The organism is Micromonospora sp. NPDC049891 (assembly GCF_040660295.1).
GTDB lineage: Bacteria > Actinomycetota > Actinomycetes > Mycobacteriales > Micromonosporaceae > Micromonospora.
In genome coordinates this window covers 1-13,960 of record NZ_JBFAML010000002.1, presented here as the reverse complement: position 1 = coordinate 13,960, position 13,960 = coordinate 1, and the positions used below count along the sequence as shown (strand labels likewise).

Annotated in this window: 11 protein-coding genes and 1 pseudogene; 5 read left to right on the top strand and 7 right to left on the bottom strand. The window is 71.6% G+C overall.

Annotated features, from left to right (window positions below; translation table 11 throughout):
* Window positions 1–136: 136 nt before the first annotated feature.
* Window positions 137–622, bottom strand: coding sequence for a MarR family transcriptional regulator (locus tag AB0I71_RS03360; RefSeq protein ID WP_357581638.1), 486 nt, complete (start codon window positions 620–622; stop codon window positions 137–139).
* Window positions 623–630: 8 nt separating this feature from the next.
* Window positions 631–1,878 (bottom strand): NAD(P)/FAD-dependent oxidoreductase, encoded by a 1,248-nt coding sequence (locus AB0I71_RS03355; RefSeq protein ID WP_357581637.1) that lies wholly within the window; start codon window positions 1,876–1,878, stop codon window positions 631–633.
* Window positions 1,879–1,975: 97 nt separating this feature from the next.
* Here AB0I71_RS03355 and AB0I71_RS03350 point away from each other — a divergent pair, with 97 nt between their 5' ends.
* Window positions 1,976–2,467 (top strand): GNAT family N-acetyltransferase, encoded by a 492-nt coding sequence (locus tag AB0I71_RS03350; protein ID WP_357581636.1) that lies wholly within the window; start codon window positions 1,976–1,978, stop codon window positions 2,465–2,467.
* On the opposite strand, the gene metH is transcribed toward AB0I71_RS03350, so the two are convergent.
* A complete protein-coding gene (metH, locus tag AB0I71_RS03345) occupies window positions 2,468–5,983 on the bottom strand; it encodes a methionine synthase (protein WP_357581635.1) in 3,516 nt (1,171 codons plus the stop codon).
* A 303-nt stretch (window positions 5,984–6,286) separates the two neighbouring features.
* On the opposite strand from metH, the gene AB0I71_RS03340 reads away from it, so the two are divergent.
* From AB0I71_RS03340 to AB0I71_RS03330, 3 genes are all read left to right on the top strand, one after another.
* On the top strand, window positions 6,287–7,156 hold the full coding sequence (locus tag AB0I71_RS03340; RefSeq protein WP_357581634.1) for a PAC2 family protein: 870 nt from the start codon (window positions 6,287–6,289) through the stop codon (window positions 7,154–7,156).
* A gap of 129 nt (window positions 7,157–7,285) precedes the next feature.
* The gene (locus AB0I71_RS03335) at window positions 7,286–8,077 is read left to right on the top strand and encodes a GntR family transcriptional regulator (RefSeq protein ID WP_357581633.1); all 792 of its coding nucleotides are present in this window, start codon (window positions 7,286–7,288) and stop codon (window positions 8,075–8,077) included.
* A 173-nt stretch (window positions 8,078–8,250) separates the two neighbouring features.
* Window positions 8,251–9,552 carry a hypothetical protein gene (locus AB0I71_RS03330; protein WP_357581632.1) on the top strand — a complete coding sequence of 434 codons (1,302 nt, stop codon included), beginning with the start codon at window positions 8,251–8,253 and terminating at the stop codon, window positions 9,550–9,552.
* A gap of 78 nt (window positions 9,553–9,630) precedes the next feature.
* Here AB0I71_RS03330 and mshC read toward each other — a convergent pair whose 3' ends face one another.
* The 4 genes from mshC to AB0I71_RS03310 all read right to left on the bottom strand — a co-directional run bounded on the left by mshC (window position 9,631) and on the right by AB0I71_RS03310 (window position 13,139).
* Entirely contained in the window at window positions 9,631–10,869 is a 1,239-nt protein-coding gene (gene mshC, locus AB0I71_RS03325; RefSeq protein ID WP_357581631.1) for a cysteine--1-D-myo-inosityl 2-amino-2-deoxy-alpha-D-glucopyranoside ligase, read from the bottom strand.
* 65 nt (window positions 10,870–10,934) lie between these two features.
* Window positions 10,935–11,753 carry an SCO1664 family protein gene (locus AB0I71_RS03320; protein WP_357581630.1) on the bottom strand — a complete coding sequence of 273 codons (819 nt, stop codon included), beginning with the start codon at window positions 11,751–11,753 and terminating at the stop codon, window positions 10,935–10,937.
* Entirely contained in the window at window positions 11,750–12,331 is a 582-nt protein-coding gene (locus tag AB0I71_RS03315) for a DUF3090 domain-containing protein (protein ID WP_357581629.1), read from the bottom strand. Before AB0I71_RS03315 ends, AB0I71_RS03320 begins: the two co-directional genes overlap by 4 nt.
* A gap of 94 nt (window positions 12,332–12,425) precedes the next feature.
* Window positions 12,426–13,139 carry a histidine phosphatase family protein gene (locus tag AB0I71_RS03310; protein WP_357581628.1) on the bottom strand — a complete coding sequence of 238 codons (714 nt, stop codon included), beginning with the start codon at window positions 13,137–13,139 and terminating at the stop codon, window positions 12,426–12,428.
* A gap of 474 nt (window positions 13,140–13,613) precedes the next feature.
* On the opposite strand from AB0I71_RS03310, the pseudogene AB0I71_RS03305 reads away from it, so the two are divergent.
* A pseudogene (locus AB0I71_RS03305) lies at window positions 13,614–13,960 on the top strand (hypothetical protein); the annotation flags it as partial.

Here is a 13,960-nt window from a genome sequence, read left to right as displayed (position 1 = left end):
GACCGACTCGCCCAAGAGATCCTCGCCCACGCGCCGCGACGCATCGAGCAGAGTTTCGTACGTTCCCTCGACCCGGCCTCCGGACTTCCGCCCGACCTCTTGGTCACACAAGCACCTCGGGAGTACCGGCCTACGCTCAGGCAGACCGCTGCGCGTCGCCGCTGCGTAGGCGGTCCAACTCGGCGAGGTACATCTCCTGCATGCGGTCGTAGTGCCGGACCAGCAGCATGATCTCCTCGACGCGGTAGCCCTCGACGAGCCGCTCCGCCCGCTCGGCGAACCGCTCGTACGGTCGCGTCAACTCGGCGACCCTTTCCGGCCGCAGGGTGACGATCACTCGTCGCCGGTCCGCCGGATCCCGTTCGGCCGTCACGTAGCCGGCCTGCTGGAGCCGGCGGAGCATGCTGGTCACCGCCCCCGTGGTGAGGTTGGTGCGCTCGGCGACCTGTCCCGCGGTGGCGGATCCGACGTCCGCCAGGTAGTCCAGGCACTCCAGGTCGCTCACCGTGAGGCCCAGCCGTTCCGCGATGGCGTACCGGAACACCATGGACAGCCGCGAGGTTTCCCGCCCGGCACGCATGAGGTCGGCGATCGCGGACGTACGGGCCAGCTCGTGGGACATGTCGGCAATCATGCCTCCGGCACGGTGACCCGGTGCAGCCGAGGTAACAACCGGGTCAGCACCCAGTGGGGTGCGGCCGCGCCTCCGGTGAGGCGCCGCATCAGCTTGGCGGCGGTGTCGACGGCGTGGAAGGCGTAGGGCACCATCTCGTCCTGGTAGCCGGCGATCGCCTCCTCCACCGGCGTGCCGTTTCCCCGGGCCTCGACCAGCTTGTGGCCGAGCAGGGCGGCGTCGCGGAGCGCGGTGTTGCCGCCGTGAGCGCCGAACGGCGGCATGACGTGCACGGCGTCACCCATCATCGTCGCCCGGGGTACCGCCCACCGGTGCGGGCGTTGGCCGGTGGCGAAGACATTGAGCACCGTGGCGTCCAGTTCGGCCGTGTCGACAAGCCGTCGGATGAGCGGATGGAAGTCCGCGCTCATCACCGCAGCCTGTTTCCAGAGCGCCAGCAGGCTGCCGCGTACGTCGATGGGCACCTCCTCCTGGCGGAGCAGCAGTGCCCACATGACGTAGTCGTCGCCGGTGGGCGCGTAGCTGCCCGGGGCCAACCGGGCGAACGCCCGCCCCGGGCTCTCGCCGAACCGCATGGAGGTGAAGAAGAAGGCACGGCCCGGCCGGTCGGCGATGGCCAGGACCCCGCTGGTACGCAGTGCCTCCGGAATGACGCTCGCACCGTTGCGCCACAGGGGTGACCGGCCGTAGATGCCCACCATCGGGGTGCTCGCCGGGTCCGCATCCGGCATGATCTGCCGGCGCAGCGCCGAGCCGACGCCGTCGGCGCCCACGACGACTGTTGCCGGGGCGGCCCCGCCGTCGGCGAACCGCAGCCGCACCCCTGCCGGGCCGCCGCTGTCCACCGCGACTGCGGCCTTGCCGTAATGGATACGCCCGTCCAGTCCGGACTGCAGGATCGACCGCAGGGTCAGCCGGTCGACCTGGCGGGTCGCGTGTGGCTCGTCCTTGAAGTTGATGGTGAATGCGTCCCGCAGCCGGCTGTCGGTGAAGCGCAGGTGCCCGCCGGGCTCGTCACCGGTGGTCAGCGCCAGGCGGTACAGCGGGCGGGGCAGACTCTCGCGCAGGGCCTCCAGCCCGTACCTGTTGAGAATGATCCGGTAGCCCTGCCGTCTGACGAAGGGGCCCGGATCCCGCTCGTAGACATGCACGTCGACGCCGGCGCGCATCAGGTACTGGGCGAGGCAGAGGCCGGAGAGGCCGGCACCGGCGATTGCCACCGAGAAGTCGGTCGATGCGTTCATGTAGTTATCTTAATCGCTAAGATAATTTGGGCAAGACCACCCGCAAGCCACGGTCCACCGAGCCCGACCGACCACCTCGGACCGGTAGGCTCCCGAGATGCTGCTGCGCGACTTGGAGCCCGCTGACCTCGATGCGTACGTCCGGATGCGCGGCGATCCGGTGATGATGTCGGAACTCGGCGGACCGCAGCCGCGCGAGCGTATCGCCGGTGAGCTGACGCGGGACCTCGAGACGGTCCGCGAGGACAGCGCCTGGATCAAGATGATCGTTCCCGGTGACTGCCCGCAGGTGGCCGGAACCGTGACGCTGTACCCCCACGGAGGCATCTCCGAGATCGGTTGGATGGTCCTGCCGGAGTTCCAGGGCAGAGGCCTGGCGAGCCGAGCCGTACGCACGCTTCTCGACCTGGCCCGCGCGGACGGGCGTTGGGGGCTGATCCACGCGTTCCCCAGCACGACGAACGCAGCATCCAACGCCATCTGCCGCTCGGCCGGATTCTCCCTCGTCGGCCAGGAAGAGACGGCCTTCGCAGGGCGCATCTTCCAGACCAGCCACTGGGTGTTCGATCCCTCCACCCAGTCGCGGTGATCATTTGGCGTTGAAGTAGCTGGCCTCGGGGTGGTGGACGACGATGGCGTCGGTGGCCTGCTCCGGCATCAGCTGGAACTCCTCCGACAGTTGCACACCGATCCGCTCGGCACCGAGCAGCTCCACGATCTTCGCCCGGTCCTCCAGGTCCGGGCAGGCCGGGTAGCCGAACGCGTACCGGCAGCCCCGGTAGTCGGTGCGCAGCAGACCGGCCAGGTCCGCCGGGTCGTCGTCGGCGACGGTACGGCCGTCGGGCAGCCTCAGCTCGGCCCGGACCCGCTTGTGCCAGTACTCCGCGAGGGCCTCGGTGAGCTGCACCGACAGGCCGTGCACCTCCAGGTAGTCGCGGTACTCGTTGCGGGCGAACAGCTTCGCCGCGTACTCGCTCACCGGCTGGCCCACAGTGACCAGCTGCAACGCGACCACGTCCAGTTCCTCGCCGCGCGGGCGGAAGAAGTCGGCCAGGCACAGCCGCCGCTCCTGCCGCTGCCGGGGGAAGGTGAACCGGGCCCGTTCGGCGTGCCCGTTCTCGTCCAGGAGCACCAGGTCGTTGCCCTCGGAGTAGGCCGGGAAGTAGCCGTAGACCACGGCCGCCTCCAACACCTGGTCGGCGATGAGCCGGTCCAGCCAGTAACGCAGCCTCGGCCGGCCCTCGGTCTCCACAAGTTCCTCGTACGACGGGCCCTTGCCGCCGCGCGCGCCACGAAGCCCCCACTGGCCCATGAAGGTGGCCCGCTCGTCCAGCAGCGCCGCGTAGTCGGCCAGCGGCACCCCCTTGACCACCCGGGTGCCGTGGAACGGCGCGATCGGCACCGGCACGTCGGCCGCGACGTCGGAGCGTACCGAGGCGTCGTGCAACTCCGGCAGCGACTCGGCGACCACCGCGCGCTGCCGTTCCCGGCGGGCCCGCCGCGCCGCCAGGGCCGCCTCCCGCTCGGCGTCCACCACCGGGGCACCGCCGCGCTTGGCGGCCATCACCCGGTCCATCAGGGACAGCCCTTCGAAGGCGTCGCGGGCGTAGTGCACCTGGCCGGGGAACATCGACCGCAGGTCGTCCTCGACGTACGCCCGGGTCAGCGCCGCGCCGCCGAGCAGGACCGGCCAGCGCTCCGCGACCCCGCGCGACGCCATCTCGACCAGATTCTCCTTCATGATGACGGTGCTCTTGACCAGCAGGCCCGACATGCCGATGGCGTCGGCGCGGTGCTGCTCGGCGGCGTCGAGGATGGCGGAGATCGGCTGCTTGATGCCGATGTTCACCACCTCGTAGCCGTTGTTGGACAGGATGATGTCCACCAGGTTCTTGCCGATGTCGTGCACGTCGCCCTTGACGGTGGCCAGCACGATGCGACCCTTGCCGCCGTCGTCGGCCTTCTCCATGTGCGGTTCGAGGTACGCCACCGCGGTCTTCATCACCTCGGCGGACTGGAGCACGAACGGCAGCTGCATCTGCCCCGAGCCGAACAACTCACCGACGACCTTCATGCCGTCCAGCAGGATGTCGTTGATGATGAGCAGCGGGGCGGTACCGGCCGCCATCGCCGCGTCGAGGTCGGCCTCCAGACCGTTGCGCTCCCCGTCGATGATCCGCCGCTTGAGCCGCTCGTTGAGCGGCAGGGCCGCCAACTCCTCCGCCCGGGTGGCACGCGCCGAGGCCGCGTCAACACCTTCGTACAACTCGATGAACCGCTGCAACGGGTCGTAGCCGTCGCGGCGGCGGTCGTAGACCATGTCGAGAGCGACCTCGCGCTGCTCGTCGGGGATCTTCGACATCGGCAGGATCTTGCTGGCGTGCACGATCGCCGAGGTCAGCCCGGCCTGCACGCACTCGTGCAGGAAGACGGAGTTGAGCACCTGCCGGGCGGCGGCGTTGAGTCCGAAGGAGACGTTGGAGATGCCCAGGGTGAAGTTGATCCCCGGGTAGCGCCGGGCGATCTCACGGATCGCGTCGATGGTTTCCATGGCGTCGCGGCGGGTTTCCTCCTGACCTGTGGAGATCGGGAAGGTAAGCGCGTCGACCATGATGTCCGGCAGCCGCATCCCCCAGCGTCCGGTCAGGTCGTCGACGATCCGGGAGGCGATACGGACCTTGTCCGCGGCGGTGCGGGCCTGTCCCTCCTCGTCGATGCACATCACCACGACGGCCGCGCCGTGTTCCATGATCACTGGCATCACCCGGCCGAAGCGGGACTCCGGGCCGTCGCCGTCCTCGTAGTTGACCGAGTTGACCACGCAGCGCCCGCCGAGCATCTCCAGCCCGGCCTCGATCACCGCCGGCTCGGTGGAGTCCAGCATGATCGGCAGGGTGGAGGCGGTGGCGAACCGGCCGGCCAGCTCGCGCATGTCGGTGGTGCCGTCCCGGCCGACGTAGTCGATGCAGAGGTCCAGCAGGTGCGAGCCGTCGCGGGCCTGGCCACGGGCGATCTCCACGCAGGACTGCCAGTCGGCGGCGAGCATCGCCTCGCGGAACGCCTTGCTGCCGTTGGCGTTTGTCCGCTCCCCCACCATCAGCACGCTGGCGTCCTGCGCGAAGGGCACATGGTGGTAGATCGAGGAGACACCCGGGTCGGTACGCGGCTCGCGGGCCACCGGCCGCACGTCGCGCATCCGTTCGGCGAGCACCCGGATGTGCTCGGGGGTCGTGCCGCAGCAGCCGCCGACCAGCGCGACGCCGTAGTCGACGACGAACCGTTCCAGAGCGTCGGCCATCTCCTCGGGGCCGAGCGGGAAGTACGCGCCGTCGGGGGTGAGCACCGGCAGGCCGGCGTTGGGCATCACCGACACGGGAATGCGGGAGTGCTGCGAGAGGTAGCGCAGGTGCTCGCCCATCTCGGCCGGCCCGGTCGAGCAGTTGAGGCCGATCAGGTCCACGCCGAGCGGCTCGATGGCGGTCAGCGCCGCACCGATCTCGCTGCCCAGCAGCATCGTTCCGGTGGTCTCGACCGCCACGTGACAGATGATCGGCACCGGGCGGCCCGCCTCGGCCATCGCCCGCTTGGATCCGATCACCGCCGCCTTGACCTGGAGCAGGTCCTGGCAGGTCTCGATGATCAACGCGTCCGCGCCACCGGCGATCAGACCGCCGGCGTTCTGCTGGTACGCGTCGCGGAGGCTGGCGTAGGAGGCGTGGCCGAGGGTCGGCAGCTTCGTACCCGGGCCGATCGAACCGAGCACCCAGCGGGGCCGCTCCGGGGTCGAGTACGCGTCGGCGGCCTCCCGGGCCAGCCGCGCCCCCACCTCGGACAGCTCCCAGATCCGGTCGGGGATGTCGTACTCGGCGAGGTTCGGCAGGTTCGCACCGAAGGTGTTCGTCTCCACACAGTCCGCGCCCGCCGCCAGGTACGCCTCGTGCACCCCGCGTACGACGTCCGGCCGGGTGACGTTGAGGATCTCGTTGCACCCCTCCAGACCGTCGAAGTCGTCAAGGGTCAGGTCAGCAGCCTGCAACATCGTGCCCATCGCCCCGTCGGTGACGAGGATCCGGTCTGCCAGCGCGTCGAGCAACGAAGTCCGCACGACCTCAGGTTAGTGCGGCGAGGCGGGCCCGCGCCCCGGCGTACCGTCCGATCCCACATTGTGTCATCGGGATCACGTTGCCCGTTTTGGTGGTCAATGCCCCAGACCGTGCACCACCGTTCGGTGTCGGCGGCCCCCGACGGCGGTGCCGACGCTCGGCCGATCCGGCGCGGCCGACGGGCCGGGTCCGGGCACGGCACGTAGGCTGACTGACGTGAAGGACTACAGCGACACCACCACGCACCGTGGGCGGACGACCGGGCCCGCGCCCCGGACCGCCGGTGACGAGCAGGAGGTGACGGCGTGACCGAGTTCGACGGGCTGCCGGTGCTGCGGTCCCCGGTCGCCATCTGCGCCTTCGAGGGGTGGAACGACGCGGCGGACGCGTCCACCGCGGCGGTCGAGCACCTGGAACAGGTGTGGGAGGCCCGGCCGATCACCGAGCTGGACCCGGAGGACTTCTACGACTTCCAGGTCAGCCGGCCCACCATCGCCATGTCCGACGGCGCCACCCGCCGGGTGGAGTGGCCCACCACCCGGTTCACTGTCGCCAGCCCCGCCGGCACCGAGCGGGACGTGGTGCTGATCCGCGGCATCGAGCCGAGCATGCGGTGGCGCACCTTCTGCGAACAGGTGCTGGAGATCTGCCACAGCCTGGAGGTCGAGCGGGTGGTGCTGCTCGGTGCCCTGCTTGCCGACGTGCCGTACACCCGGCCGCTGCCGATCAGCGGCAGCGCCTCCGACGCCGACGCCGCGCGCCGCTACCAGCTCACCCCGACCCGCTACGACGGGCCGACAGGCATCGTCGGCGTCCTGCACGACGCGTGCACCCGCGCCGAGGTCGACGCCGTCTCGTTCTGGGTCCACGTGCCGCACTACGCGAACAACCCGCCCTGCCCGAAGGCCACTCTCGCCCTGCTGCACCGGGTCGAGGAGGTGCTCGACCTGCCGGTGCCGATGGCCGACCTGGCCGAGGAGGCCGCCGAGTGGGAGCAGCGGGTCCGCAGCGCCGCCGAGCAGGACGCCGAGCTGGGCGAGTACGTTCGCGAGCTGGAGGAACGCGTTGGCGACGCGGGCATCACCCCGTTGACCGGGGACGAGATCGCCCAGGAGTTCGAGAAGTACCTGCGCCGCCGGGGCGGATCCGCCGGCCCCACCGCCGGTTCCTGGTAACTCCTCCCCCAGTTCCGCTTCCGAGACCCCGGGCATGACCTGCCCGGGGTCTCGTCGTGCGGGTCGGGGTGGCGAAGCCCACTCCGCGTACGGCATCCTAGGAACCTAGCTGAAACGAGGAGGCGGGGGATGCAGATCAACCCGGGGGCGGCGGAGTTTCCGCACCGGCAGATCGCCGCGCAGCTCAAGAGCCAGATCCGGCGCGGCGACTGGGCACCGGGCGAGCGACTGCCGTCCATCCCGGCGATCGCCGAGATGTTCGGCGTGGCCAAGCAGACCGTGCAGCGCGCCGTCGACCAGCTGCGGGTCGAGGGCGTCCTGATCACCAAACCCGGTTCCGGTACGTACGTACGGGGCACCCGACGACGGCTCAACCGGCTCTCCCGAGGCCGCTACGGCGGTTTCCGCGGCTACCACACCGACCTGGCGGCCCGTTACCGCCAACAGCTCGTCTCCGTCGGCCGCTCCCCCGCGCCGCCCGAGGTGGCCGACGCGTTCGGCGTACCCGACGGCACCGAACTGCTCTGCCGCCGTCACCTCGTCCGCACCGAGGACTCACCGGTGGAGGTGGGCGCCTCCTGGTTCCTGCCCGCCGACACCGCCGGCACCACACTGGAGCGGGCCGAGGCGTTCGGCCGCCCGCTCTACCAGGAGGCCGAGGAAGCCACCGGCCGGCGGTACGCGACCGCCACCGACACGATCACCGCACGCCAGCCCAGCCGCGAGGAGTCGGAGACCTTGCAGATCCGACCGGACACGCCGGTGCTGCACCTGCTGCACGTGGCGTACGACCCGCAGCGCAAACCGATCGAGGTCGCCCAGGCCACCTGGCCCGGCCCGGTCACCACGCTGACCGAGGAGTACCAGATCCCCGCCCCGGCCGAGCACCCCGACCCGGACCCCGGCCTCGTCCTCGGCTGACCCTGCGATGCTCCGGCGACTCCGCCCGGGCCGGTCGGTTCCGGTTGGCGGGCCCTGCGTCCTCCGACACCGGTCGACGACCACGCATGGTCGTGTCCGCGACACTCGACGTTTCCGGCGGCGCCGGCCCGGCGAGGATGTGCGGGGGACAGCCGGTCCGAGGGAGCGACGCCATGGGTGGACGACAGTACGCAACGGTCGCGGTGGTCGCCGCGATCCTCGTGACGCCGCCGGCGGTGGCCCGGCCGGCTGCCGCCACAGCGGCGGGCACCGAGTGGTTGAGCACGGCGCTCGGAGGCCATGCCGGCGACGGGGCCAGCTTCGCTGCCGTGCCGAGCGCCGACGGCCGGTACGTCGCCTTCACCTCGACCGCCACGAACCTGGTCCCCGGTGACACCAACCACGCCGACGACGTGTTCGTCCGGGACCGGGCGACCGGGGCCATCGCCCGGGTCAGCCTCGCCACCGGGGGCGGGGCGGGTGACGGGGACAGTTACCTGCCGGCGATCAGCGCCGACGGCCGGTACGTCGCCTTCGCCTCCACCGCCACGAACCTGGTCCCCGGTGACGCCAACCACGCCGAGGACGTGTTCGTCCGGGACCGGGCGACCGGGGTGACCACCCGGGTCAGCCTCGCGGCGGACGGCACCGAGGCCGAAGCCGGCGCGGGCACCCCGGCGATCAGCGCCGACGGCCGGTACGTCGCCTTCGTCTCCACCGCGCCCCTGGTGTCGGACGACACCAACGCCACGTCCGACGTGTTCGTCCGGGACCGGGTCACCGGCACCACCGGCCGGATCAGCGTCTCCGCCACGGGCGGACCGGCCGGTGGCGGCGGCAACGACCCGGCGATCAGCGCCGACGGCCGGTACGTGGCGTTCACCTCCCCCGCGGCCGACCTGGTACCCGGCGACACCAACGGCCAGCAGGACGTGTTCGTCCGCGACCGCGCCACCGGCCGGACCGAGCGGGTCAGTGTGGCCCGGCACGGCGGGTCGGCGGACGATTACAGCATCTCCCCGGCGATCAGCGCGGACGGCCGGTACGTGGCGTTCGCCTCCGCCGCGACCAACCTGGTGCCCGGCGATACCAACCGGGTCACCGACGTGTTCGTCCGGGACCGGCTCACCGGCCGGACCGAGCGGGTCAGCGCGCGCCCGGGCAGCGCACCGGGCGGCGGGGCGAGCGACCGGCCGACGATCAGCGCGGACGGCCGGTTCGTCGGCTTCTACTCCGCCGCCACGAACCTGCTCCCCGGCGACACCAACCACGTCGAGGACGTGTTCGTCCGGGACCGGCTCACCGACCGGGTCGAGCGGCTCAGCGTGACGATCACGGGCGGCCAGACGGACGAGCCCTCCGGCGACCCGCGGCTCAGCGCCGACGGCCGGTACCTGGTGTTCACCTCGCTCGCCACGAACCTGGTACCCGGCGACGACAACGGCGACCTGGACGTCTACGGCCGGCCCCGCTGAGCGCCGGTGCCCTCGGCGCTGCCGACGAGCCGGCCGTGCGGGCCGCCGGCGCTCACCGGGCGCCGGAGCGTCACGCCGTCAGAGTCGGACGCCGAGCAGGGCGTCCACCGCCGTTGCGAACAGCGGCGGGGCGGCCGGGTCGTCGCCCCGCTCCGCCAGGGTGGCGCCGGCCCAGGCGTCGGTGAGGGCGAGGGCACCGGGAGTGTCGAGATCGTCGGCGAGACGCTCGCGCAGCCCCGCCAGAAAGGCCTCGCCGGACGGCCCGGCGGTCGCGGCGGCGGCCCGCCGCCACCGGCCCAGCCGCTGCTGCGCGGCGTCGAGCAGGTCGTCGGTCCAGGACCGGTCGGCGCGGTAGTGCCCGGAGAGCAGCGCCAGCCGCACCGCCATCGGATCCACCCGGTCGGCCCGCAGCCGGGAGACGAAGACCAGGTTGCCTCGGGACTTGGACATCTTCTCGCCGTCCAGCCCGATCATGCCGGCGTGCACGTAGTGACCGGCGAAGGGAGCCATGCCGGTCAGCCGCTCGGCGTGCGCGGCGGAACACTCGTGGTGCGGGAAGAGCAGGTCGTTGCCGCCGCCCTGCACGTCGATGGTGGAGCCGAGCAGACCGAGGGCGATCACCGCGCACTCGATGTGCCAGCCGGGACGGCCCGGGCCGAGGTCCCCGCCGGGCCAGCAGGGCTCGTCGTCCCGGGCGCCGCGCCACAGCAACGGGTCCAGCGGGTCGCGCTTGCCGGCGCGGTCCGGGTCACCGCCGCGCTCGGGGAAGATCTCCAGCATCTCCTCGCGGGAGAGGTTGGACTCGTAACCGAAGCTCGGCGCGGCCGAGATGTCGAAGTAGACGTCGCCGGTGCCGTCGTCGAGACGGTACGCGGCGCCGTCCTTGAGCAGCACCAACACCTTCTCGGCGATGTCCGGGATCGACTCCACCGCACCGACGTAGTGGGCCGGCGGGATGATCCGCAACGCCTCCATGTCCTCCCGGAACAGCGCCGTCTCCCGCATCGCCAGGACCTTCCAGTCCTCGCGGTCGCGTTCGGCCCGCTCCAGCAACGGGTCGTCGATGTCGGTGACGTTCTGTACGTACCGGACCTCGTGGCCGGCGTCCCGCCACATCCGCTGCACCAGGTCGAACGTGATCATGGTGGCGGCGTGACCGAGATGGGTGGCGTCGTACGGGGTGATGCCACAGACGTACATGGTCGCAGTGCCGTCCGGCTCGCTCGGCTGCACGCCGCCGCGCGCCGAGTCGAACAACCTCAACGGCTCGCTCCTGCCAGGCAGCCGCGGCACCTCGTGCCCCACCCAAGACTCCATGACCGTCAGCCTAACCAGCCGTTGGGCGACGTCACGCCGGCCCGCGAGTGATCAACGCGACAGGCTCAGATCGGCGGCCAGGGCACCGCCGGCCAGTCCTGGGAAGGCTGCGGAAAGCGACAGCTCCCGCACAGCCGGTCAACCCGGGCGGCCAACTCGCTGATCTCACCGAGGGTGAGGTGCTCGGCCAGTTCCTCGCCGAGCGGGCCGGCGATCTGACGGGTCAGGCGGCCGAGCATCTCGACCGCGTCGGCCGGCAGCGGCCGGCCGGCCCAACCCCAGAGCACCGTGCGGAGCTTCTCCTCCACGTGGAAACTCACCCCGTGGTCGACCCCGTGGATCCGGTCGTCCGGGCCGACCAGGACGTGGCCACCCTTGCGGTCCGCGTTGTTGATCACCGCGTCGAGCACCGCGAGTCGGGCCAGTCGCGGGTCGTCGGCGTGGGCCAGGGCGTACGCGGTGCCGTCGTCGTCGCGGGCCGCCGCGATCGGGAACCAGCGCGGCGGCACCGCGGCGGCCGGCACGAACCCGACAAGTGGCTCGGCGTCGGGCGGCTCGTCGATCCACAGTTGGCAGGAACCGGGCCCGAACGGCCCGTCCCGCAGCACCGTCGGCGGTACCAGGTCCCAACCGGTGGCCTCGGAGACCAGGTAGGCGGCCACCTCACGGCCCGCGAGGGTGCCGTCCGGGAAGTCCCACAGCGGCCGCTCCCCGCGCACCGGCTTGTACACACACCGCGCCGACATGTCGTCGAGGGTCAGCACACCTCGCAGGGTGGTGTTCGACGCGTCGACGAGTCGCCCCTCGACGGTCAGTTCACCGTCCCGCAACAGGCGCAGCGCCGCACCCCCGTCCTGCCGGGGTGCCACGCCGGACGAGGTCACCGGTGGTAGCCGTTGTTCCGGGGGCAGAGGTGGCCGGCCGGGTCGAGGGGCTGGCCGCACAGCGGGCAGGGCGGCCGGCCGGCGTTGACCACGCGCCGGGCCCGCTCGATGAACTCGCGGGTCGCCTCGGGGGTCAACCGGACCCGGAGCCGGTCGAGATCCTCGTCGGGCTCGACGTCGTCGGGCTCGTCCTCCTCCTCCGACTCGCCAAGCTCGATCTCGGTCTCCGCATCGCCGACCGCGATCGCCTCGATCACCACGGTCGCGGTGTCCGCGTCGAAGGCCAGTCCCAGCGTGCCGACCCGGAACTCCTCGTCGACAGGCGTCTCCAGCGGGTCGTTGTCACCGACCGGGACGGCAGCGGCCTCGGGCAGTTCCACACCGAACCGACGCTGGGCCTCGGTGAGCAGTTCCTCCAGCTTCTCGGCGAGCAGGGAGACCTGGACCTTCTCCAGCGCGACGCTGACCAGCCGGCCACCGCCGCGCGCCTGGAGGAAGAACGTGCGCTCCCCCGGCGGCCCGACGGTCCCGGCGACGAACCGCTCCGGCGGTTCGAAGGCGTGCACCTGGTGGGTCATACCCACGACCCTATCCGGCGGTCCCACGCAGCGCGCACCCCACCGACCCGAATGGCGACGCACCCAGGCACGGCGGGACGCCGGGTCGGGCGGCTCATCGGGACGCCCCCGCGCCACCGCCGACCGCGGCGTCCGAGTCCGTCGACCGGCTGGCCCGCCGTCGCCGTTTACCGGGTGGTGGCACCAGGCCGGCGAGGTCACCGCCCACGTCGTTGAGGCGTACCAGGAAGGGCCGCAGGGGGGTGTAGCGGATCGCGGTCACCGACGCCGGGTCCACCACGATCCGCTGAAAAAGATCCAGGTGTACGCCGAGCGCGTCGGCGACGATGGCCTTGATCACATCTCCGTGGCTGCACGCCAGCCAGACCGCCTCGGGGCCGTGCTGGGCGGTCAGCCGGGCGTCCCAGGCGCGTACCGCCGCGACCGCCCGGGTCGCCATCTGCGCCATCGCCTCCCCGTCGGGAAAGACCGCCGCGCTGGGGTGCTGCTGCACCACCGGCCAGAGCGGCTCCTTGGCCAGCTTCTTCAGTGGCTGACCCTCCCAACTGCCGTACCCGCACTCGATCAGACCGTCGTCCACCACCGGCGACGCCTGGGGCAGCGCCAGTTCCAGGGTTTGCCGGCAACGGATCAGCGGGCTGGTCACCACGGCCGTCAGTGGCACCGCCCGCAACCGTTCACCGACCGCGGTGGCCTGGGCGCGGCCGGTCTCGTCCAGCTCGACGGGCTGCCGACCGGCGAGGCCACCGTCGGCGTTCGCGGTGGTCCGTCCGTGCCGCAGGAGCAGAAGTGTCGCCACTCGCACCACCCTAGGCCCTCACCCCACACCCCTCAGGGCGGTGCCGAACTCCCCGACAGCAACCGGAACGTCCGTTCGGATCTTGTTGCAGTTCGGCCCTCTGGTGGGCGGTTCGGGACCAAGATTGCGGGGTGTCCGGTTCTGAAGAACCAATGGAGGGTGGTCGGGGGGAATCGTCGGCGGTCGGTCGGCGTTGTAGACGGTGGCTGACCAAGCAGCACCCACCCACCCTTGGTGGGTCGGCGGGCCCGGGAATGATCCGCCCCGCCGGGTCGTTGGACATGGTCCGGCGCGTGATGGAAGCGCCCGCCCGCCCCGCGCGCCACCCCCTCCGGGGCAGCACACCCCACCCCGACACCCCGCCCGGCCCGACCCCTGCGGCCGACGGTCCACCACGTCTTGTGGCACCCCACCGCGCACGGTCCCACCCGCCACCCCCTGTCCAGGCAGGCCCGGGACCTCCCCCACCGCGAAGGAGTCCTCATGAACACCACCCTGCGCAAGAGCATCCTCGGCATCGCCGGCCTCACCGCCGCCGCCGGACTCGCCGCCGGCCCCCTCAACCACACCGTCGGCGAGCCCACCCCGGCCACCCCCATCGCCGCCATCCAGGCCGACAAGCCCGACACCAGCAAGCTGCTGCCGCACGGCACCCCGAGCAACCAGTCCCACGTCGACCTCAACGACGAGCAGGTCGGCAATGTGAAGGCGATCATCGCGGCGACGAAGAAGGCTGGTATGGACGAGCGGGCCGCGGTGGTGTCGATCGCGACGGCGTTGCAGGAGTCGAAGTTGGAGAACCTGGGTCACCTGGGTGACCGCAACGACCA

Excerpts from the sequence above, each read along its gene's own strand:
- AB0I71_RS03315 (WP_357581629.1), bottom strand. The coding sequence starts at position 12,331 with ATGACCCACCAGGTGCACGCCTTCGAACCGCCGGAGCGGTTCGTCGCC.
- AB0I71_RS03355 (WP_357581637.1), bottom strand. The coding sequence starts at position 1,878 with ATGAACGCATCGACCGACTTCTCGGTGGCAATCGCCGGTGCCGGCCTC.
- AB0I71_RS03335 (WP_357581633.1), top strand. The coding sequence starts at position 7,286 with ATGCAGATCAACCCGGGGGCGGCGGAGTTTCCGCACCGGCAGATCGCC.
- AB0I71_RS03350 (WP_357581636.1), top strand. The coding sequence starts at position 1,976 with ATGCTGCTGCGCGACTTGGAGCCCGCTGACCTCGATGCGTACGTCCGG.
- AB0I71_RS03360 (WP_357581638.1), bottom strand. The coding sequence starts at position 622 with ATGTCCCACGAGCTGGCCCGTACGTCCGCGATCGCCGACCTCATGCGT.
- mshC (WP_357581631.1), bottom strand. The coding sequence starts at position 10,869 with ATGGAGTCTTGGGTGGGGCACGAGGTGCCGCGGCTGCCTGGCAGGAGC.
- AB0I71_RS03330 (WP_357581632.1), top strand. The coding sequence starts at position 8,251 with ATGGGTGGACGACAGTACGCAACGGTCGCGGTGGTCGCCGCGATCCTC.